The following is a 23153-nucleotide window of genomic DNA, read 5'->3' as shown; positions in this document are numbered from 1 at the left end:
CTGCAATTTCAAGGTTTTCAGATCGCCGAAAATATTTTAAAAATAATGAGAAAAGCGAGTGTTTTGATGCGGTGCGTTACTCAATATTGAAGAGAGGCGGAAAATACCTTTGCATTTCTGTCTCTTGATAAGCTCGCTTTGGTGATGCCGAGGTCCTAGGATGGAAGCTCATGCCGCAACGTGCTGGAATTGGGGGCAGTTATGTTTGAAGAAACCATACGCGCTTTGCATCAGTTAGAAGGGCAGACCACGGTATCCGTCCTTATAGGTGATGACGAGGAAGGCTTCTTTGATCGCGAGTGCCCATCGGAAGAATGCTTGTTCCAATTCAAAGTTCGTAGCGACGATTGGAAGGAAAAAGTTCGTAATGAGGAAGTTTTCTGTCCCAATTGTGCGCATACAGCCGACTCTGGACAGTGGTGGACCCAGGAGCAGCTTGCCCATGCACGACAGGCAGCGATCACTCAGATCAGCGAGCGAATCGGTGTAGCGTTGGAGCAGGATGCGATTGGATGGAATGCGCGTCAGCGACCTAATGGTTTTATTTCGATGACCATGTCTGTCGATAGTCGGCGTCAGCATGTGCCGCTCCCTCCGGCAGCAACGGAGCCGATGAAGTTAAAGATCACGTGCCCCATCTGTGCTTGTTGCTATGCGGTAATCGGGGCTGCTTACTTTTGCCCGGCGTGCGGTCACAACGCCGCGGATCAATTGTTTAGTCAAACCGCCAACGGGGTAGGGCGAGCTTTGGATCAGCTTGATGCTGTACGAGCTGCCATTGCGGATCGCGACATTGGTGAGTACACAGTGCGCCTTTTGATTGAGAACGGTCTTCAAAACACAGTAACCGCCTTCCAGAGGTGTGCGGAGTCCCTTTTCGTAGGTCTTCCATCCTCTCCAAAATTCCGCAAAAATGCCTTTCAGAACCTTGCTGAGGGAGACGAACTCTGGAGGTCCGCGACAGGCAAAGGTTTCAGCGATCATTTATCTATTGAGCAGTTGAATCGGCTCAAAATTGCCTTCCAGCAGCGTCACCTACTCGCGCATACGCAAGGGATTGTCGATGATGGTTACGTCTTGAAAAGCGGCGACTCGCGTTATAGAGCCGGTCAGCGGCTTGTTGTCAGCACGGACAGCGTACGTGACACGCTGGACTTGATAACAAAATTGATCGGCGGACTTCAGTCTGATTCTCAACGCTATACGTGAACCATCCCCCGAGACTTTGAACGCGCTTTGAGAAATGGTGTGCCAAAAGGTAATTTCTGAAAAAGGACTGGTGGGGATGCGGAATGATTCGCTGCCGTATTCATGAACACATAGAAATGTCTTCTTTCAGCCTTTGAGTTTGCCGGTCGAAGGTGATCGCGTCGGCTGGTGCGCTAGGTATTACATGACAGGGAGGGCCGATTATTATTCTCTACAAATACTACGGGGCATGTAGCGGACTTAGAGCTATTCAGAGCCGTAAGCTTGGCTTCCGAACGCCGAAGGACTTCAACGATCCATTTGAGCTGACTGCACTTTCGAATGGAGAAGGGGCCCGGATTAAGCTTGATACGCTTAGGCAGCGTGTTGAAGATCTTAAGGCCCAAGTGGTGATCCTAAGCCTCACCCGCAGCCCCCTAAACCCATTAATGTGGGCTCACTATGGCCAGGAGCACACGGGCATGGTTGTTGGGTACGACGTAAGCGGAGCGTTTCTTAACTCATCTCGTTACAACCTTATTCCTGCTGAAGCCGGCGACGTGATTTATACCCACACGAAGTCACCTTTTGTGATGACGCCTGAAACTATGAAGGTGCTGCAAAAGGTTTACAAATGGGGGTTAGGTGCCGAGGGCGATCAATCATACGAGCAGCAGGCGCTCGCCCGACGCCTGTTTCTAACGAAGCACGCAAGCTGGGTTTACGAAGAAGAAGTGAGAGTCGTAAAAATTGCGCACAGCTACTTCGAAGAGGTACAAGTGTTCCAGGCCGACCCTATGCGGGCGATTGATATACGCGACGATCTTCCCGATGGCCTTCACTTATACAACCATCAAGTGCCGATCAAGGAGATTTTCCTTGGAGTGAGGAATCACCTTCAGAAAGATCCACTGGAGCTTAAAAAGCTCGCTGACATCTGCCCAAAAGTTTTCCAATTACGCGTCGATGATGCTTCCTGGCAACTTGTTTCGGATCGGGTTCTGTCCTAGATCAAGCTGCCCAGCAACGATTGAGGACGAAAATTCAGAAGCGAAGCCTCTTCTGCTCGATGACTATTAGTGTCTAATGAAAGAGCGCATACAATCGATTTCTTGCCACTTATCCGCGCTTTTTTGATCGCGTGGCTACGCTTCGCCTAATTGGGCGGGACGTATCAACCTCTTAGCCAAAATCATTGGCGTCATGGGTTTAACCTTCGCCCGCGCGGATGGGCCAATTGGAAAGATGAATATCTTTGCGGGCTGGTTGGCAGCGAAATCAGAGCCGTCACCAACGACAGACAGCTCGCCGAGGCGAGCTGATCATTCCACTGAAATCGGTGGTGAGTTTGGTGGGTAACTGCTCGAAGGCATCGGCGAATACCAAATCAGCGAGATCAATATCAAGCTGACGCAGCCCGAGTTTGAAGCGTTTAAAAGCATCTGATTGATGGCTTTGCCTTTCGCCAGACGGTTCATATCCGTCTGGCGTCGGTCGTCACTCGGGTCTCATGAAAAATTAAACCTCGAGCTAATGCATATGTGCTTGAGATGCTTGCTAAATTTACATTGCGTGCCGACTAGGAAATTTTAGAGTCAAAACTTGCCAATGCCTCTTCAATCCCTTTGCTGACCACCGAGATTTTTTGGATGATGTCCGTCAAAGACTGGCCCGTAGCTATATTTACCCGACGAACACGACTTTCACTCCGTTTTTCGAAATTAGAATAAAGAGATGTTAAAACCTTGCGTAGATGCTCAGCCTCCGTGTCATTGTTCGCATACTCAGCATTCCAGCAAAGAGTTAGGTTGTATTTAGATGTGGAGTTGTCGTGGTAATTGAGTGTTAGATAAATAGGCCAGTCGTAGCCTAAAAACGCGTCGCAACAAGCGGGGAAAATATATAGGCGTGTACGCTTGCTAGAGATGTGCTCTTTTCGTATCTTAAGTTTGTGGATAATTTCCGATTTCACAGAAGCCATGCCTTTAGTGGCTCTCAATAAGTCGATGGCACTTTTATTTTGCAAGGCGAACAGTAGAACGGCGTCTTCTTTCTTACTTGCTAGCCAGTCTTTCTCAGCTCGACCTTGGTTGATAAGTATCAATTGCTTTATAGTTTCTGGGTACGAGTGGTGAAGCTCAGCGCAAAGTCGGTTACATAGCGCGTCATCAGGATCCTCCCAGTCCGTTTGTCTATTGCAATAAGTCATGACCATTTTGGCGGCTGAATTTCCACGATTAACATGAAGAAGGGCGCGTTGGGCTGAGGGCTTTAGCCACGAGTATCCCATATGCAACCAGTGACTTGAGCCTGGCGCGTACTCTAGATCTTCTTCGTTAGAGTTTCGATCCAGCGCGATGTAGACCTGGGAGTAATCGCTCAGCCTGGAATTTGCCGACACCACAGTGCTCAGATGATTTTTGTATCGTTCAAGTTGCTCTTCGGTGTGGCGGGTTCCCGCTTTGTTCTCAATAGCCAAGATAAATTTGTTCTGAGAGTCAATTACAAACAGATCGACGCGCTCATCCGACTTCATTCCTAGCTCTCGAGCGGTAAATGCAGAACCGAAGCCTGTGGTCCGAATCTTGGATGGTTGCCAGCTTTTGAAAAAGCGAGCCGTAGTCCCTCTGCCGTCAAGTCCACTATAACTGTCTCTGGCAGCAATAGAAGCGTGGATAAGCAGGTCTCTCAAAATTTCTTCGCCTTGACCATGGCCTTCTCTAGGGTCGAGCAGCCAAGCCAAAATATCCGAATGTTGGTTCTCTAACAATCTAACAACGTCTAAAAACTCATCGCCAGTCCTCTGGACGTCGCAAAGTTGCACTAGCCGTGGGTCGGTAACGAGCCCTTCGAAAGATTCTTTCAAGGCGATACTTTTGACATTCATTTTTACTTCGCTCCTCGCTGACTGGATTTCCCTTTCCGGCTACATCGTCATAAAGAGAATGCTTTGCGAAGGGCTAGAAGACTGATGGTATGAGACTTAAAAATATGGCTTTCAAGATAAAATTCGATGAAGGCTAGCAAAATGCCATACCTCAGTCCATTTTTCTCACGCGGACGTTTTTTGAGCCCGAGGCGGTTGGGCATGTGTGAAAGCGGCAGTTCTCAATCTGCTGCCATACGGAGGGGAAAACAGCGCGATAGAGTCTCTCGACACAGTAGAGGCATTTTGCTAGCGTTTGCTGGTAGGGGGGACTCGCGCTAAGCCCGATTATCCTTCAATAGATGGACTGGCTTTTGCATTTGATATCGATGATGGCCACAACTCATAAGAAGATGTTTTCAGCAAAAAATAACCTTGGTTTTTCTGAAGAAAGTGTTTCCATGTTCTGCATATAGGGAAACGGTATGGCTGGTGAGAAAAAAGTGCCTCCGGGAAAAAAGGATAAGGAAGGGTTAATGTCCAACATTGCGAAAATTATTCTCAGTTATCTGACGAAAGAGATACTCGAAAAGGTCGTCGAGAAAGCTCCAGAGTATTTCGTTCGCATGAAATCTTGGTGGTCTGGAAGAACGATTGCTGTGATTGGGCCGACAGCGTCAGGAAAAAATAGTTTATTTGATAGGATCAAAGATCTGCCTCCACCAGGTCAGCACATCCAGACTCGGGGAGCGGAGGCGGTCGGAAATTTTGACGTCTCTTGGGGAGTTGGGGGGCGCGAAAAGATCGAGTTTAAATGCAAGCGCTCTATTAATGTTGGCGGAGAGATTGACGAAAGACAGCGATTTTGGGAACAAGCCTGTGCGGATGCTGACGTCGTATTTTATTTGGTCGATTTCCATAGGTTGCTTGAGGATAGAGAGTCCTCAATAGACAGAGTAAGAGATGATTTTAAGTGGTTGGCAAGTTGCTTGAAAAGTTTCAAACAAGGTGTAAGAATTCATATTCTTTTAAATAAGGTTGACAGGATCGAGTTTTCCGGCAATCCGGAAGATCATCGTGATTATATTGTCAACTTGGTAAAGGACGAATCGATAAAAATTCAAAATATCGCCCATAAATTTCTTGGTGAGGAGAAAGCAGCTATTGTTGGGGTTTCCCCTATTAGCATGATTGACGATTATCTTTTTAGGACTTTTTTTACTAGTGTGCTCAACGAAGTATTTGCAGAGGTTACGAAAAAGTGAGGAATCTATGGCTCCTGCCAGACTCTGAACAAAGTGGAGTCGTGAAAGCTCTAGAAGGTACAACAACTAAACCCATACATGAAATTATTGACCTTGGGACGTTGCCTAACAGTTTTGTGCTCGGGATACCTGAATCGGTGTTGAGGGAGAATCAAGATGACAGCTTTGTTTACGCGCAATACTCCAAGCTAAAAAATGGTACAGCGTTGTTTTCATGTTCGAAGCGGGCCGGAAACGACAGGGCAGGTCGCACTGTCGTTATTACAAATTTGCAAATTTTATCTCGTGGTGAAGTGCCTATTTTTCCTCCCGAGGGGAACCCCTCCGCGTCCCCATCAACTGCTTGCTCTATGGCGGAATTTGATTCCGTAAATGACTTTCCTTCATCTAATGTCAAGTTGATGTTGGATGCGGTAAAAGCGAGGCGGTTCATCAACTCGTTTGCTAGCGAGCCGATGCCAAATTCAGTCAATAAACCACAGTGGGTACCCTCGACAAAAAAGCCTCTGGCAAGTCCTTGGGATTGTTAGCCTTAGGACTTGTCATAATTCTATTTTTCTGGTTTCGCTGAATGACTGCTGGTAAGTGTGTCCAACGCCACAATTGATCCGCCTTACGTGAAACGCTTCCGTCAACACGCCAGGGGGCACTGCCACCTTCGCTGAAGATAACCAGTAAAGCCCAGAGTGTGACACTGCTTGGGGTGTAAAATATTTTGCCCTGTATTTTGAGGATAAGCATGATGAGCACAGAGTTGAGTGAGGAAGAGATGCGTGAAGCACTCTTCGGTGTATCAAGCAATCCAGCACCTGAACCCACGCCAGAAATACCTAAGCCAGTAGCAGTTGCGAAACCGCTACCTAGCCCTAAGCCTCGTTCAGCTGTTAATGCATTGTCACCAAAACTGCGAGTAACACTCAATGTCACGAAGGAATTCGAAGGTGAGATCGAGGTGTTCGTTTACGACGCCAGTACACTCAGCACGCTTGTTGCCGAGCAGGACGCGAAGAACGAGGCTAAGAAAAAGAAATTTCGATATTTCGACGTCGTTTCTATCAAACCAATTTGATGGGCCGGTGACGTTACCCAATAGCGCAGTTCCGTTTGGTGCTTTACAAAAGCGTCCATACCTCAGTTTCTCAGCGATTTTTAGTCTCAAATTCCTCTGTAAAAACTCCAAAGTAAGCCTTTGGGGGATTGCCTTCATCCTCTCTAAACCCAGTCGACGGCTATTTGAAGTAATCGACTGCCCATCTCAAGACCATTGCTGAACAGAATGAGTGATATGCCTGGCACCCGTGTTTCGCAATGCCGGTATGAGTCGCAAGATTGATCCCAAAAACGCGGCATTCACTCATAAGCTCAGGAAATTCCGATGACCACTTTCACTACCTACACCATCGACAATGCTCCAGCCGCTTCGAAGCCAATTCTGGAAGCAGTTAAAGGCGCCTTTAGCTTTGTGCCGAACCTGCAACTGGCTTGTCCGTTTCACCATAACCCCTCAAATCAGGAGCGATCACCCTGTATTTTTGGGCGAGCACGGGGATCTGGTGTCTCCATCCGTAATCGGTCTCTGGGAAGCCATGAAGCAGCACTACCGTTGGGCCGGTACCAGGGGTCTATGTAGTGTTGGCGAATGCCGTTAGCATGGACTGTATGGTGTCTGATCTCGGTCACGATTGCTCATCCTAAGGTAGTGATTACCGGCCTTTTCAGGCGTCGACTTGAACCGAGGATAGCCATGTTGTAAAGGGGTTACCCCATTCCTATAGGGCATTTGAGATATCACCGAGAGGTGTCTACTGCGGGGCTGGGAAGCCTGTACGTTAGCCTGCCGGGAGGTAAGTATGTGTCCGGCGAATTCATCGACCTGGCACTGCGGAGACAAGGCATAGGGGCTGCACTTAAATTTAAGTCGGCACCATTCCTAGCCTTTTAAGCAGGTTTTTACGTCGACCAAACATAGTTCTTTCCACACACCCTTCATGGCCTAGGCCAGTCAAAATTTACCCATTCTGTTGCCTCGGCTGCCAGCGCTATAGTGGGGCCTAATAATCAGCTCCTCAAAGCGGCATTCCGAATTCGCGTTTCACCATTGAGGATAAGGTTTTGTATGAAGTCTGGATCTGATGAGTTTTTTGGATTCAATCCTGAAGTCTGAATACGGACCAAATGGTTTTTGATTTTTGTGGCGATACACATTGCATCCTTGCGAGACCACCACTGCGAGAGCCTTTCTGCCATGACGTCCTCGGCAGCATCCTCCTTTCCTACTTCGAGCAACAGGCGGGTCATCTGCCTCAGGTGGACGTCGAAGCTCGCGAAGATGTACTGGATTTTTCCTTCGTAGCCGGCTTTGTTAACTCTGAGTGCAAAGTCGCTTACCTGCGTGAGTGCGTAATTGCATGAACTTGCACACCCAGTTGCACCGCACCTGAACACCCAATTGCATTCGACTTGCACACCCATTTGTATTCCCACTGCACAGCAGTTGCACCACTTGCACACGTTGGGTGTCCCAGCGAGCTGACGAAAATCATCGAGCTACTCGAAGCGCATCGTGCCGAGTTAGTCGGTGTCGTGGCTCAGCGCTGCGACTTGCTGCGAGGTAAGGCTGACACCCATCGACAGATTGAGGGCCTCCTTGCTGGCGATGGCGTTGTTCATCAGGTACTTGTAGAGCGCTTCGTCCGAGGTCTGGCCGTCGATGAAGCGTTGGCCGGTGCGGGCGACCACGGCTTGCTGGACCAGGCGTTGTTCGTAGAGGCCGTCGCCCAGGCGCTTGGCGCTCTGGTCGGGGTCGTAACCGAGACCGGACAGCAGGTAGTCCGAACTCATGAATTGCTTGAGGTCGGTGAGTGCCGGATTGGTTTCGATCAGGTATTTGTGCGGTTGGGGTTTACCGGCGTTGCTCGGCAGGCCTTGCACGCGGTTGATCGTGACCGGTGCACTGGTGGACGAGGTGACGCTGGCGCCGGTGAGGGTCCAGCTTTGCGGGCCGGTGCCGGTTGGGCTGGTGCTGCCTTCCTGGCTCAGACGGAACAGGCCGTTCTGGCTGGTGGGCAGGCTGAAGCCGGGGAGCGCCAACGGGTTGACTTGTTGCTGGGCCAGATCGGGGGCGAGTTGCTGGTTGATCTGGATCCGCGTCGAGTAGCCACTGCCCGCGCCGGTGTCGGTTTGGGTGCGACCCGCCGCCACATAGGCGTAGTACGGGCGGACCACACTGTTGTTGATGTTCTGGGCGGCATCGAGGGTGACGTTTCCAGCCGCCTGGATGATTGCATCCAGAGACTCGCCGCTGATGACGCGGCTGCTGGTCGGCAGTATTTCGCCCATCCTGGTCAGAAAGAAATCGAAGGAGTACTACCCCCTCTCTCAAGAAAAAACGTGATTTGTACTGGTTTACCTCAGCCAAACCAAATAATTAAATTTGCCACTTTACGCTGACGGTATGCTCGTCACGGGAATACGTCCCTGAGGCTGGGTGATATCGTAGACATGCTGCTCACAGCGGCTACCAACAAACTGAAACTCCACCAGATAGACCTTGCTTCTTTCCGGTGTGAAAGTGGTTTTGAGCGGACCGCATCTATAGGTACTCCCAACACCTCCGCCATTCGAATAACCCGACACTTGGAACGGCTGATCGGCATCGGCCTGTACTTCCAACTGTGGGAAGCGTTTAACAGTCGCGCTGTTGGCCACTTCGTTAAGTTTGGCGATCCAGCCGAACACCTTCCCCTGACCTGAATCCACCACGGTTCCAAGCACCTCAATACGCTGGTCAGGATCCGCTGCACGCCTGATCGCGAACTCTACTGGATAGGTATTACCTGAGGCTTTCATGACGACTTTGGCGTGTTGTGCATCGACTGTCACCGTGTTCTGACGCAGCTGGACACCGTCCTTCAGCAGGCTGGGTGAAGAGTCTCTGACGTTGGAATGGCAGCCTGATAATGTAAAAATCAAAGTCAGTGTTAGCAGCGTGGTTCTGTTCACGAATGAAAGTCCTTATAAGCGTATATTCGGCTGATGAGAAAATATTTGTCAAAACAATGCGTCATAAATATTGAAAATCGCCGCAGCATACCTTCACGGAAATTGTGGGACAGACTACAACCGTCCTTCTACTTCCAGGAAAGGGGTGATCTGCTCCAATTCATCTCTTTGTTATGTAGACTTCACCTCTAGAACCTCTAACAACCGAGCAAACACCCCCTCTGCCAGCTCTTTTTCTTCAGGCGAAAGCAAAACATTCAAAACTTGATCATCTAAAGAGCAATCATAAACATCAACACCCATCCATCCCATAGACCAAAACTCCACCCCCCCCACCTTGTTAAATCCCTCAATCTCAATCCGTTCAAGATCACCAAAATCACCATTAGAAAACGAGGAATATCTAAAACAATAACCTTTCAATAACGGCTTAATATTCTCATTGAAATATTCAACATTCATTACAACCTCCTCACTTGCCATCCAGAATACGTATATTCTTTACACTAGGGAGCTGTACGCCACCTTGTTTATTTAGCAAAAATTGCTGCGAATTCATAGCGTCAGGCCCAATCATCTTAAACCAACCATCTTTGCCACCTTGTAACAAGCTGTTAGCCGGAACATCAAACTCAACGTAAACAGAACCTTTGGGGGACGCCCCCTTAAAATCCAAAGCTCCATTAATAGAAATAAAGGTTTGTCCGCCGCTTCCCTGAACGACACTACCACTATTCTGCATCTGAGATAACTCGGAGGGTGACATCCATCGTCCTACACGAGTTGTAGCAACTCCGTCAACAAGCTGTGTTTCGCCTAGTTTCAACAAGCTATTAGGGCTAGGAATCCCTTTTACGCCCCCGGTGTAAATGGAGCCAAACAATCCCCAAGCATTTAGCAGAGCACCAACGCCCCACATTACCTGCTCTTCAGCTGTTCCTCCCACTCCTGTAATAGGGTTCACCCCCCCCGTGGCCATGTAGCCTTGGCACGCTATCCCGATGATGCCCGCCCCACCGCAGCCAGAAATGAAAAGCTCATTGGATAGTCCCTGAAGCTGAGCTTGCATAGTTGCTTCATTCAGTCTGTTTTGTGCTTTCCCTCTGATCGATTGCTCGTAAGAGGCTGGTTGCAGGATCCACTCCTCACCCTGATCCGTCGTAATCGACTTATCGGTGGCAACACAATAACCATTCGCTGATGTAGCGCAGGAAACGATATCTCCAGGGTTGGTACTGGAAACAAAAGCACGCGTGAAATCACTATCCTCTACGATTCTTTCGTCCTTGAGCACGCTGAAGCCCTTGGCGATAAGATCAGCAATGTCGCTGGACAGCCCCTGACAATAGCTTGATGTAGAGCCGTTGCACGACTCGTCGTACTCTTTCTGCTTCATCCTAAGCGAGACTTTTTCAATCACGCTCAGATGGTTGTTTTCTACCGCATTCTTCGCAGTCCAGGCACCTGACGCCGCTCCTGCGGAATTCCCGGTAACCATAGCCCCAGCCAACCCACCAGCCAGTGTCGACAGTGCCGAAACCGTCTGTTTCTCTGACTCAGTCAGCTGATCACTGGTCTTGTCCGGATAAAGCTGTTTGGCAATCAGCTCACCGATAGTCGCTCCCGCAGCGCCGGCCAAGGCCGATCCGCCCTGCGCCTTCGCAAGCACCGCCCCCAACAAGGCGTGCGCCATCAAGTTGGCCGCGTCATCGCCCTCAGTCATTTGCTTCACGGCTTGAGCCAGATAAGGCGCCGATGCACCGGCCAAGGCACCGAGAATGTTGCCGCTCAGCACTCCTTGCACGATTGCACTTACAGCCTTCGAGGCTTTTTGGAAGCTGCTGCCCATGCCGTAATCTTGCTGAACTTGCTGCGCAATTTGTTCAGGAGTCGGGTCGGCAATACCTTTGTCGTTAAGCTTCTGCCTTGCAGCGTTGGATACGTCGCTATTCAGATCCTTGGCTTCGTCGATTTTTGCAGCAGCGATTGCATCACCAATGCCCTGTGCTAACTGCATCGCGCTTTTTACAAGCTCGATGCGTTCGTCCATTGCATGCTGGTCTGGTTTGTCGAGCTGTTCATTGGCATTGGCGGTGTCGCGATTCAGACCAACCAGATCGTTCGCACCTTCCGGGTTGCGTACGATGATGGTGCCTTCACTGACGGCGCTACGGGTTTTGCTTTGGTCTGAGTCATTAAGTGCGATGCCATACAAACCACCGGCAGAACCACTCCCGCCACCTGCACTGCTGAAACTGGCCGAAATGCCTGCGGACTGAGCCTCGATTTCACTGACGTTCTTGATGTCGCTGACAATGAGTCGGTCGGTGATCAGCAGGTTGTTGTCCGGCGTCGCGTCACTGGCAATAACCCCACCGGTCAGAGTGGTAGTCTTGCCAACATCAATGGTGTACCCGCCCGAGCCGGCAAACAGCCCGGTTTGGTCAGTTACAGCCCTGTACTCGCTGTTCATATTGCCAGCGGCCAGATTTGCCGAGCCGGACACCGGTACGCCATAGCAAAACGGAGGAATGCAAATGCTCGCGCCGAAACCACCACTACCTTGCTTGTTCCCCTGGATCTCGACGTCCTGACGGGAAATGATGTTCAGGTTGCCGTCAATCAACGCATTAATGCTGTCGGCATGAACTTGAGCGCCCGCAAGGGTGGTGTCGCCTCCGCTACGCAACAGGAGCGAACCTGTGTTCAGTGTGCTATTGACCTGCGTGATGGAGCTGCCGGTCCCGGTGCCTTTCGCGCCCGACGCACCGAGATCCAGGGTAAAGCCGTTTTGTTGCCCAATGTTGAAACTGGCACCGATGGCAGTTCTGTTGCTGGAATTGTTATTGGCCCATTCAGCAGTGTTTTGCGCGCTCTCCAGAATGATGTCGTTTTTCGCGATCAAGGCAGTGTCGGCGGCTTTTAAGGTACTCCCAATGACATGAATGTCGCCGGACTCACCCTCCGCGTTCCCCGTGGCGATGATCGAAAGCGTGCCGCCAGCATTGACGGAGCTCTGTCTCGCCGTTTGACTGTTGTACTCACTGGTGCTTTTGTTGTGAGTATTGGCAAGCTCGGTACCAATTTTAATCAGCGACCCATTGCTGGACGTACCGCCAGTCTTGTCTTTGAAACCGGTGCTGTTTGCCTCCGCATCACCCGCCATGCCATTGAGGTTGTAAGCAGCCAATGCAGCCTGGGCAAACTTCACCGCTTTAAGACGAGGATCGTCCGCATCGTTGGCGGCTTTGACCGCCGTACGAATGGTGTTAACGGTGTCAATGATCGCTCCGCCGACAACACGTCCTACCGCCAGACTGTTGGATTGGTCGGCGGTGCTTTGGCTTGAGCTTTCCATGCCCGCCGCAATAGTGACGTTAGTACCGCGCAAGCTTATGTTTTTGGTACTGATCAAATCGCTGGCGATAACGCTGAGATCTCCCCCGGCCACAAGGCTTACGTTGCCGTTGCTGGAGCCAATGGTGCTGCCGGTCAGAGTCGTTTGCGACATCGTGCCGTTGTGGCGTTGGCCACTGATGGACAGGTGTTGGTTGCCAGTGATGTCATCGACGCCAAGGTTGTTGGCCGTGAGTACACCGGTCAGGTCACGGTTCTTTTCCTTGTGCGATTCGGTGCGGGTGTAGGTGTTTTCAGCGGCGGTGATATCCAAGTCGCGGCCGGCGCGAACCGCCAAATCGTCAGTACTGACCAAGGCCGATCCGGTAATTGCCACGTCTCGTTTCGCGCTGACTGCGATGGTGTTACCCGATATCAGGCTACCCACCGCAGTGGTTTGAGACTCCGAGACGCTGTCTTGGACTTTGCTCGATTTCAAACCACCCCAGCTGCTTTTGCTTGAGCTGCTTTCATTGCGTGCGCTGGTTGAATCGGTGACGGCAACAATCTTCACATCGTTGCCAGCAGCCAGACCGATGCCACCTTTCTCAGAGATCACATTGCTCCCTTCGATCAGCAAATCGTTGCCGGCGGACAGTACGGTTTTACCCTGGGCAGTCACCGAACTCCCGACATTGGTCGTGCTGGAAAACTCCTGAAGCTGGCTCTTTTTGCCTGACGAGCTTTTTTTGGTCTTGCTGTAGAAGCTGTAGTCCTCGTCTTGTGCTGCTCCTACCAATAGATCACCGCCGGCAACCAGATACGCCTCATCCCCGGCACTCACCCGGCTGGCAATCAGGCCTAGATCTTTACCCGCGTCTAGCGAGACGGTACCGCCCGCATTCACCGTCGTAGACACCTGCCTGACATGGTCTTCCTGACTGGTGAATTTTTTGTTTTGACTAAAGGAGTGCTGTTCATCCGCAGCAGAGGCCAATGTCAGGTCACCGACTGCGCTCATGCTGACGTCACGTTTGGCGTCGATCTGACTGGCGATAACGCTGAGGTCTCGACCCGCAGTAACCTTCAGGTCCTGTCCTACATCAACGCTTGAACCATATTGGGTGATGGTTTGATCGCGGTGTGTACCGACCTCGTGGCTGACGATCTGTTCGGCGGAAGTGATGTTGACGTCACGACCGGCCTTGATCGTGGTGTCACCAACGCTTTTCAGCACGCCACCGGTGTTGTTGACGTCGCGCCCGGCGTTGAGGGTCAGTGCGTTGGCGGCTTCGATGCGGGCGGCGCTGTTGGCGAAGTCCGTGCGTTCGTTGGTGTAACCCGTACCACTTTCATGGGTGGTGACGGTACGTTCGTTGATCACGTCGCCGTTCGTGGTCGTGAGCGTCACGTCCCGCCCGGCAATGATCCCCCCCGCCTTGTTGGTCAAATTATTGGTGGCGAGCACCTTCAACTGATCCCCCGCCTCCAGCAACCCACTGCTGACCAGATCATTCTTCGCCGTCGCATCCAGGTTCTGGCTGGCGCGCAGGGTGCCGGCGTTGTTCAGGTCTTTGCCGGCGATCAGGGTCACGTCGCTGCCCTGGATCAGGGCGCCGTTGGCCGCGAGGCGATTGTTGGCGTTGGCCAGGTACAGCACCGGCACCAGGACTTTTTCGCCGTTCACTTCGTGCTCTTCGAGCCAGACGATGTCGTGGGTCAGGGCCGCGACTTGTTGTGAAGTGAGGGTCACGCCGAGGCTCAGGTTGAGCTGCGCCTTGCTGGCGATGGCGTTGTTCATCAGGTACTTGTAGAGCGCTTCGTCCGAGGTCTGGCCGTCGATGAAGCGTTGGCCGGTGCGGGCGACCACGGCTTGCTGGACCAGTTTCTGCTCGTAGAGGCCGTCGCCCAGGCGCTTGGCGCTCTGGTCGGGGTCGTAGCCCAGACCGGACAGCAGGTAGTCCGAACTCATGAATTGCTTGAGGTCGGTGAGTGCCGGGTTGGTTTCGATCAGGTATTTGTGCGGTTGGGATTTGCCGGCGTTGCTTGGCAGACCTTGGACGCGGTTGAGGGTGACCGGCGCGCTGGTGGACGAGGTGACGCTGGCGCCGGTGAGGGTCCAGCTTTGTGGGCCGGTGCCGGTTGGGTTGGTGCTGCCTTCCTGGCTCAGACGGAACAGGCCGTTCTGGCTGGTGGGCAGGCTGAAGCCGGGGAGCATCAACGGGTTGACTTGTTGCTGGGCCAGATCGGGGGCGAGTTGCTGGTTGATCTGGATCGGCGTCGAGTAGCCACTGCCCGCGCCGGTGTCGGTTGTGGTGCGACCCGCCGCCACATAGGCGTAGAACGGGCGGACCACGCTGTTGTTGATGTTCTGGGTGGCATCGAGGGTGACGTTTCCACCCGCCTGGATGATGGCATCCAGAGACTCGCCGCTGATGACGCGGCTGCTGGTCGGCAGTGTTTCGCCCATCCAGGCCAGAAAGTTACTCATGTCCTGTTCGACGGTAGCCGAAGGTGTCGGGTTGTTTCGTTGGGTGAAGAGATCGGCCATGCCAATGGCCGAGGCGGTTTCGTTGACCCAGCTCACGAATCGTCGGGTGGTTTCGATGTCCTGCTCTTGCACACCTTTGTTGTTGATCGTCGATGCCGTGATCTTTAAATCCCCGGCGGCGGTCATGCTGCTGCTGGTGTTGTTCACTTCGCCGGCGTTAATCGTCAGGTCCGCGCCGCTGTTGATCGAGGCGGCTTCAGAATGAAGCGTGATCTTCAAGCGATCGGTTTCTGCAATTTCCCAAAGGCCGTTGATGCGACCACCGCCACGGCTGTCACATCCATAGGCAATCAGCGTGCACGACAACTGAGTGATGGTCGCGACACTTTTCTCATGCTCGGTGTACTGCAACACATCCATGACGTTGTTAACCGTCGTGGCGGCGATCGTCAGGTCGCCGGTGCTCTCAATCCCTGCGGACCTGTTGTCCAGCAGATCAGCCTTGGTCTTGTTTTTGTCCCTGGCGATGAGCGTGCTGCCCAGGCTGTAGACCTGCCCGTAGTAGTTGGTGAAGCTGGGGCTCAGGAGCTGCATGTCTGCGCCACTGAAGATCAATCCGCGGTCGTTGCGCAACACGTCTGTGGTCAACGTCAGGTTCTCGCCGGCGCCCACGGTGCCGGTGTTGTTTACGCTGCCGGCCGTCAGGGTCAGGTCGGCAGCCGACGTCAGGCGACCGGCGTTGCTGAGCTGTCCACCCACGGAAATGGTGGTGTTGCCGCCACCGGCGATGCTAGTCGCCGCGTTCAAGGTGAGTTGATTGGCTTTGAGGGTCAGGTCGCCGAGGCTGCTGGTACGACCGTTGCCGGTGTAGTTGCCAGTGAGAGTCAGGTCGAGGCTGTCGTCGCTGGCGATCAGGCCTTCGTTATTCCAGTTACCGCCGTTACCGGTCAGTGTGCTGACGGCCAACAGTTGACCGCTGGCCGTCTGGTTGAGGCTGTTGATGTTGACGGTCAGGCGATCGGCCTGGATCAGGCTGCTGTTGGTCCAGCTGGCGGCGGTGAGGGTCAGGCCACCACGGGTGACGAAGGTGCCGCCAGCGCTGCCCAGTTGTCCGGTGGCAATATCGAAGATACCGGTGCCGACGTGCAGCACGTTGCCGCCGGCGTTCAGCAAGCTACCGGCAGCGAGGGCCAGGTTGCTGTTGGCGGATTCCACGGTGCCATTGCGGTTGTCGAACAGGCCGCCGAGGGTGAACGCGGTTTTGCCATTGTCGCCTAGTGCGCGAAGTTGACCGGTCTGGTTGTCGAGACTCGCCGCCGTGATGGTCAGGGTGCTTTTGCTTTCGATAATGCCCAGGCGGTTGTTCAATGCGCCGCGCAGGCTCAGGTCGATCTGTTGCCCGCCGATCTGCCCGTCGTTGTCGCCGCTGTTGTCGAAGTCTTTAGCCGTGACGCTGACCAACCCCTTGGCGTAGAGGCCGCCATTGCGGTTGTCGAAGTTGCCGTTGGTGCCGGTGTCGACGATGGCGTCACCGGTTTGCGCGGTGATCCGCCCGCCGTAGTTGTCGATGCCGGCCAGTGCCTCGAGGTCCAGGCTCTGGGCCTGAATGATCCCGCCCTGACGGTTATTGTTCAGGTCATAGCCGTTGCGCAATACGCCGGTGATGTGGCTATTGAAGGCGCCTTGCAGGCTGGAGAGCACACCGCCGCGGCTGTCGAGACTGGTGGCGGTGATGTCGAGGTTGCCGGCCTTGGCGACAATGCGCCCGCTCTGGTTATCGATGGCGCCGCCGGTTTTTACCGTCAGGTCGCCCTCGCTTTGCAGGGAGCCCTTGGCGTTGTCGAGGCTGGCGGCGTTGAGTGTCAGGCCGGCGTCGCTGCTGAAGATCTGACCGTTCGCGCTGTTCTGCACCACGCCACTGGCCGTGAGCGTCAGTAGATCGTTGGCCGCGACAATGCCGCTATTGCGGTTATCGAATCCGCCGGTCGACAGGCTCAGCAAACCCTGGCTGGTCAGTTGGCCGCCCTGGTTGTTGATCTGCACCGCGCGCTGAATGACCAACGGGCCGTTGCTCGCCAGTTTGCCGTTGGTATTGGTCAGGGTGCCGAGCAGATTGAGGGTGACCGCGCCAGTGCCGGCCAGGGTACCGGTGCTGTTGTTCAGGTCGGTGCCGGTGAAGCTGATGTCCTGCTGGGCGTTGATGGTTGCGTTGGTGTTGTCGAGCGCTTTGGCCTGGATATCCAGACTGGCGCCGCTGTCGATCAAACCACCTTGGGCATTATTCAGTGCTCCGGCGATGACCAAGGTTTGCGCGCCGGCACTGGAAAGAATGCCGTTGTCGCTGTTGTCGAGGCTGGCCGCCGTGACCTTCAACGTGCCGTTACTGACCAGAGCGCCGGCGTTGCTGTTGCGCACGGCGCCGGTGAGGTCCACCAGCACGTCACCGTCGCGGCTCGACAAGGTGCCTAGATTACGGTTGTCGAGGCTGCCGCCCAAAAGGCTCAGGCTTTGCCAGCCGGAAATCAGACCATCGAGGTTAGTGGTGGCATCGGCAGTAAGGTCCAGTTGCTGACGGCTGAAGAGTGTGCCATCGCTGTTGTCCAGGTGGCGGCCCGTCAGCGTGTAGCTTTGGCTGCTGGAGATTTCACCACTCTGGTTGTTCAAGTCCCGCAGGTTGCGCAGGCTCAGTTGCCCGGTGGTAGTGATCAGGCCGTTGGCGTTGTTCAGGTCACCCATGGCGCCGCTGAAGTCGATGGCAATGGCGCTGCCAAGCAACGAGCCGCCATTCTGGTTGTTCAAACTCGCGGTGTTGATGGTCAGGTTGTCGGTGGCGTTGATCAGCCCTTGGTCCTGATTGTCGAGTTGGCCGTTAACCCGAAGTTCGAGGCCGGCACGACTGGTGAGGGTGCCGCCGTTGTTGTTCAGGCTACCGGCCTGTACATCGACGCTTGCCGCCGCGATCAGGCCTTTGATGTTGGTCAGCGCCTGCTGCACGCGCAGGATCACCGCTTGATTACCGAGCAGTTTGCCGTTGCTGTTGTCGAGGCTGTCGGCCGCCAGCGTGAAAGCCTGGGCACTGGAAATTTCGCCGTTGCGGTTGTCCACCTGCGCGAGGTTTTTCAGCACCAGCACTGGGGCGTTGATCAAACCGTTCTGGTTGTTCAGCTCGCCGTGATTCAGATCCAGGGTCAGCAACGTGCCACTGGTGAGTTGCCCGCCATCGTGTTGGTCGAGGCCACTGACGGTGGCCGTCAGGGCCTTGTTGCTGGCGATCCGGCCCTTGTTGCTGTTATCGACCTTGCCGGCGTTGACGCTCAGGCTGTCGAGGCTGGTCAGTTTGCCGCCCTGGTTGTTCACCAAACCCGTGGCGGTGATGCTCAAAGCCTGACCGGCGTTCACCAGTCCCGCCACGTTATCCAGCGTGGCCATGCGCAACGTCGCGGTCGCCAGGCTCGAGAGTTCGCCATTGCGATTGTTCAGGTGGCCAAGGGTTGCGCTGAGATGGCCGGTACTGGTGATCAGACCGTTCCCGTTGAGCACCTGATTGGCCGTCACGTTCAGCGCACCGCTGCTCAAGACCCGGCCGTTGTTCTGGTTATCCAGGGTCCCGGCGGTGATGTTGGCGGTTTGCCCGGCGCTCAGCGTGCCGTTCTGGTTGCTCAGGGTCTGGCTGGTATTGACCGTCAGGTTGCGACTGGCGACCACACTCTTGCCGGTGTTGGTGAGGTTCTGCGCGCTCAGGCTCACATCGCCGTTGGCGTTGCGGCTGGTGTCGGCGTTAACCCCGGCTTCGATGATGCCGTTGTTGCTCAGTACACCGCCGGCGCTCAGGGTGATGCTGTCCCGGGCGGCGAGGGTTTGCTGGTTGGTCAGGCTGCCTTGGGTTTGCACGTTCAGCGAAGTGCCGGCGTAGACCGGGCCGCGAGCGTCGAGGCTCGCCGCTTTGACGTTGACCGAGCCCGTGGCCGACGCCTGCGCGAGGCTGAGATGTCCGTTGGCATCGAGCTGAATATCGCCACCACTGGCCGCCAGGTTGCCGTCGAGTTTCACCCCGACCCCGGCTTCGGTGCCCACCAGTTTGATCGCCCCGGCGTACATGCCGCCGAGGGCCGAGGAATCGATGGCCAGTCCCGGTTTGCCACTGCCGTCATCGGCGCGGGCGGTGGCATTGAGGCTGTCGGCGTTGACATCATTGCGACCGGCGACGATGGTCAGGTTGTTGGCCTGAATCTCGGCGTTGATCTTCGCGCTGCGGGTGATGATTTCGAAGCGGTCGACGTTGCTGGCGTTGAGCCCGGCACCGTCGATGGCAATGCTGCCCTGATCGACCTGAAAGCGATCCAGACGACCGTTGTCCAACACCGGTTTGCCAGTGGTCAAGGTCACACGCGGAGTGTTGATGAAGCCGCAGCCGTTGCAGCTGATGCCATAAGGGTTGGCAACGATGACCCGCGCCGACTGCCCCGCCACTTCGGTGTAACCGCGCAACTGGCTGGGGCTGCCGCCGACCACTTCGTTGAGGATGGTTTGCGCCGCAACCCGGTTGGTCAGGTTGGGGTTGCCGACGATGATCCCGCCCAGTTGCGTCGCGCCAGTCTGGTTGGCGACGTTGTTGAGGATCACACCCTGGGTGCCTACGTTGTAATCATGGAACTGGTTATGCGACAGCCCCGTCCCGTTGGGCGTGGCGATGTTGACGATCGGCACACCGTTGCCCGCCTGCCCGAGGCTGGTGCCCGGCGAGGCCACCACAATTCCGTCCGCTTGCGCCCACATCGGCTGCCAGAACATGACGTTGGCCAACAGGAATGCCAGTCCACGCTTGGGCATGCCCCAGAAGTGCTCGCGGTTTTTGATCGCAGCAGAGGGTTGACCAACGAGGAAGGCCAGTTGACGAACGTCCATGATTTGAATCTCGTTAAAGCAGCATTTAGAGGAAGAAATCCACGCGGAAATAGATCGGTGCTTCGCGCTCGGTCAGCGCGTCAGGGCGTTCCAGGGAGTGAGCAAAGGTGACGCTGGCCGCCACATGCTGACCACGGGCGAACAGCTCCACGGAACTGCTGGACATGCGCCCGTGCTGATCGCCGTTGAAGCGATCGCCACGAATCACGCCCTGGTCGTAACCGAGGCTGGTGCCGTATTCGGCGAACACCGGGCGCAGCCATTCCAGCGTTATCGGACGGCTCCAGCGCAGGTCGTTGCGCCAGTAACCGCCGCTGTCACCGGACAAGGATTGGTCCTTGTAACCACGGATCGACGACTGCCCGCCGAGGCTGGTGCGTTGCGGGCTGAACAGCACGTCTTCACTGCGCTGCCCGGTCATCAGGCTGCTGAAACTCAACGACTCACCCCACAGCTTGAACGGCTGCAAATAACTCGCGGTGGCGGTGTATTTGCGGTAACGCGCGTCCGGCTCGCCGGGGCCTGGATCACCGTTGCCCTGGGCGTCCAGGATGCCGATGCCTTCCTGCATGCCCAGGTCGAGGTTGACGAACGCAGTGCCGATCCGCCGACCGTGGTTGATGCCGAACTGCGCTTCGCTGAGGCGGTTGCTGCTCAGTTTGAGTTTGCTGTCTTCGATGAAGTTGTTGGTGCGCAGGTACGACAGGCCGGCGCTGAGGGAGGTCTTGCTCAGGGCATCGCGATGGATCACCCGCTCGGCGCGCAGCTGATGGTTTTCACTGTCGCCGGTCTGCTTGAAATTGAAACCATTGGCCTGCGCTTGCGAGCGGTACTCGCTCTGGCTATAGGTGTAACTGAAATTCCACCAGCCCCACGGCAGGTTGTAATAGAGCATCGCGTTGTTGGAAGTGTGCTGGTGATCGGTCATCGCATCGTGACCGCCGCGCAGCATCAACTGATCGGCCAGGCCCAGCGGGCTGTCCCAATCAAACGTGGTGCCCCACTGCTGCTCGCCGGTGCTGCGCTGGCCGTCATTACTACGAGACAACCCGGCACGCCACGGCTTCTGCGGAGTGTTCTTGACCAGCACTTCACTGCCGCCGACATTCTTGCCCGGCGCCAATTCCATCTGTGCCTGATTCGATGGCAAACGGTTGAGCTGATCGACCAGTTGCTCGATTTCTCGCAGGTTGACCAGCTCGCCGGTCTTGCCGGGAAAAGCCATGCCCAACTCGCGGTCCGACAGCTTGCTGCCCTTCGCGCCCTTCAAGCCTTCGAGCTTGCCCTCGACTACCAGCCCCTTCAAATGCCCGCCGGACAAATCCTGCTGCGGCAAGTAGGCGCGGCTGGTGACCAGACCTTTCTCGATGTAGTGATCGGTGATGACTTTCAGCAGTTCATTGAGCTGCGTAACGCCCAGGCATTGGCCGATGTAAGGCTTGAGCAGACGATTCTTCTCGCTCTCGGAGAGGCTGTCGGCGCCTTTGAGTTCAATGTCTTGGATCGGGAAGCAACGGGTGTCGGCGGGCGCCGTCGGTGCGGCGGGTTTGACTTCCTTGCCGGGTAATTCCTTGAGTTCTTCTAGACGCCGACGTTGCTCTTCGAGCAGGCGATCCTGGCGTTCACGGATAAGGTCGGTTTCCCCAGGAGTCGGAGCGGCATAAGCAAGATTTAGCGGAGACAGGCACAGCAAAGCCACGCACAACCTCGCCGCGAGAGCGGCTGGGTACATGTTCGATCCCTCGAATGGAGAGCAGTAGCACAATAGTGGCGCGATATTAGATGGCCATTATTCTGGCGTCAATCGAATGAATTGCCGTTTGCCTGGATATTGGGCTTGGAATGGCCTGAGTAGGCTCTGATTATTTCGGACTGCTAGAGCGGGGTAATCGAGTGTTTAGTAGCGGGCCTTAGGGGAAACAACCCAGCACCACACTCTTCGGATCAGCTCAAGACCTGTCGCATTTATTTCGGAATCCTACACCAAGATCATCGAGCAATTAGTGGGGACGCATTCATGAAACCCGTTACATTGGAATTACAGGAGGAGCTCAGTTGGTGGAAATGCTTCACATCGACCGTTCATTATCTGGTCCCAGCCCCACTCGCGCAGTCGTGCTGCGCGCCAGTAATTTTTGAGGATATCCTCTGGGGTAGCCAACTCTTCGCTGAGGTCGAACTGCGGAGCCATAGCGAACTGCACATCCATCCCGAAATCGCCTTCCAGCAACCGCTGCATAATTTTGACGCGTTGAAGCCAGCTCAAAGTGCGCTTGTTGCCCTGTGAGGTCTGGTACACCAGCAAATTGAGGCGTGCAGAAGCATGCATAAAATCATATTCAGTCATCCACATCTTGAAATGTCGCTCAAGTCCGAGTGGTAGAATGTCTCGAATAAATAACCGTAACAACGGCAAAGCCGTTTTATGCATGTGCAGTTCGATGCTTACCATCAACAAAACGTTGTGGAGTGCGCGAGCTATCTTCACCGTGATCTGTTGGTCTTCCTGCATGGAAGATTCGCGCAGCAACCATGTCAGACAAGCTAATGCATCCAGACTTGCCCGGCGTTCGAGCTTTTCCAGTAAGAGTTGCGTGATGACCACCCGGCCATAGCATGTCCGCACCCCGGACGATGATCGGCTAAAAATCACCGCCTGAATTTCAGGATCTACATACCTGAGAAAGCCGTCTCCTTCCATTACGCGGCTATTTGAGACATCAAGGGCCTCCCAAAGCGGGAGGCTGAGTTCTCGAGTAGAGCCATGCTCTCGCGCCGCGACTCGAAGAAGCGTTTTGGCTTGAGGCACATGCTGCCCATTCGCATAGCGTGACCACTTGTTCCGGTACCAGGCAACAGCCCCCTTCGCGTCCCTTTTGAACGACTCCCCCTCAAAGTAATATTCCATTTCGGATGCCGTATCCAACTGGGTGCGCAATCTCAACTCCTCATACCAATAGCGCACCCGAAGAGAGTCAATTGTCTCTATTGAGGCGAAATTATTTTCATCAGAGAAGTTGCGCATATCCTCTGCGAAACCCAAGTAAATTTCCTTAATTCTTTCAAAATCAGACATATAGAAGAATAACCCGCATAATTT

13 protein-coding genes and 1 pseudogene are annotated in these 23153 nt (G+C 54.3%); 5 read left to right on the top strand and 9 right to left on the bottom strand.

Annotated features, from left to right (window positions below; translation table 11 throughout):
- The first annotated feature begins 201 nt into the window (after positions 1-201).
- Both ACA044_RS22725 and ACA044_RS22720 read left to right on the top strand, forming a co-directional pair.
- The gene (locus tag ACA044_RS22725) at positions 202-1209 is read left to right on the top strand and encodes a hypothetical protein (protein ID WP_497443377.1); all 1008 of its coding nucleotides are present in this window, start codon (positions 202-204) and stop codon (positions 1207-1209) included.
- Between the two features lie 428 nt (positions 1210-1637).
- Positions 1638-2198, top strand: coding sequence for a DUF2971 domain-containing protein (locus ACA044_RS22720; RefSeq protein ID WP_497447288.1), 561 nt, complete (start codon positions 1638-1640; stop codon positions 2196-2198).
- A gap of 569 nt (positions 2199-2767) precedes the next feature.
- Here ACA044_RS22720 and ACA044_RS22715 read toward each other — a convergent pair.
- Positions 2768-4075 carry a PDDEXK-like family protein gene (locus tag ACA044_RS22715; RefSeq protein WP_497443376.1) on the bottom strand — a complete coding sequence of 436 codons (1308 nt, stop codon included), beginning with the start codon at positions 4073-4075 and terminating at the stop codon, positions 2768-2770.
- A gap of 464 nt (positions 4076-4539) precedes the next feature.
- Between ACA044_RS22715 and ACA044_RS22710 the strand changes: the two genes are divergently transcribed.
- The 3 genes from ACA044_RS22710 to ACA044_RS22700 all read left to right on the top strand — a co-directional run bounded on the left by ACA044_RS22710 (position 4540) and on the right by ACA044_RS22700 (position 6388).
- Positions 4540-5319, top strand: coding sequence for a GTPase domain-containing protein (locus ACA044_RS22710; protein ID WP_497443375.1), 780 nt, complete (start codon positions 4540-4542; stop codon positions 5317-5319).
- 41 nt (positions 5320-5360) lie between these two features.
- The gene (locus ACA044_RS22705) at positions 5361-5849 is read left to right on the top strand and encodes a hypothetical protein (protein ID WP_497443374.1); all 489 of its coding nucleotides are present in this window, start codon (positions 5361-5363) and stop codon (positions 5847-5849) included.
- A gap of 212 nt (positions 5850-6061) precedes the next feature.
- Entirely contained in the window at positions 6062-6388 is a 327-nt protein-coding gene (locus ACA044_RS22700) for a hypothetical protein (RefSeq protein ID WP_497447287.1), read from the top strand.
- A gap of 385 nt (positions 6389-6773) precedes the next feature.
- Here the strand turns inward: ACA044_RS22700 and ACA044_RS22695 are convergent, their stop codons facing one another.
- The 8 genes and pseudogenes from ACA044_RS22695 to ACA044_RS22660 form a co-directional block, all read right to left on the bottom strand.
- Positions 6774-6917 carry an alpha/beta fold hydrolase gene (locus tag ACA044_RS22695; protein WP_497443373.1) on the bottom strand — a complete coding sequence of 48 codons (144 nt, stop codon included), beginning with the start codon at positions 6915-6917 and terminating at the stop codon, positions 6774-6776.
- A gap of 460 nt (positions 6918-7377) precedes the next feature.
- Positions 7378-7791: a hypothetical protein gene (locus tag ACA044_RS22690; protein WP_497443372.1), complete on the bottom strand. Its 414-nt coding sequence runs from the start codon at positions 7789-7791 to the stop codon at positions 7378-7380.
- Between the two features lie 108 nt (positions 7792-7899).
- Positions 7900-8622 (bottom strand): annotated as a pseudogene (locus ACA044_RS22685) (hypothetical protein); the annotation flags it as partial.
- A gap of 138 nt (positions 8623-8760) precedes the next feature.
- A complete protein-coding gene (locus ACA044_RS22680; RefSeq protein ID WP_497443371.1) occupies positions 8761-9321 on the bottom strand; it encodes a hypothetical protein in 561 nt (186 codons plus the stop codon).
- 171 nt (positions 9322-9492) lie between these two features.
- Positions 9493-9783, bottom strand: coding sequence for a hypothetical protein (locus ACA044_RS22675; RefSeq protein WP_497443370.1), 291 nt, complete (start codon positions 9781-9783; stop codon positions 9493-9495).
- A gap of 10 nt (positions 9784-9793) precedes the next feature.
- Positions 9794-20053, bottom strand: a complete 10260-nt coding sequence (locus tag ACA044_RS22670) for a two-partner secretion domain-containing protein (protein ID WP_497443369.1) — start codon at positions 20051-20053, stop codon at positions 9794-9796.
- A 25-nt stretch (positions 20054-20078) separates the two neighbouring features.
- Positions 20079-21785 carry a ShlB/FhaC/HecB family hemolysin secretion/activation protein gene (locus ACA044_RS22665; protein ID WP_497443368.1) on the bottom strand — a complete coding sequence of 569 codons (1707 nt, stop codon included), beginning with the start codon at positions 21783-21785 and terminating at the stop codon, positions 20079-20081.
- A 306-nt stretch (positions 21786-22091) separates the two neighbouring features.
- A complete protein-coding gene (locus tag ACA044_RS22660; protein WP_497443367.1) occupies positions 22092-23129 on the bottom strand; it encodes a hypothetical protein in 1038 nt (345 codons plus the stop codon).
- Positions 23130-23153 lie beyond the last annotated feature (24 nt).

The organism is Pseudomonas sp. LBUM1673, assembly GCF_059695645.1.
This window is presented reverse-complemented; position numbering and strand designations above follow the sequence as displayed.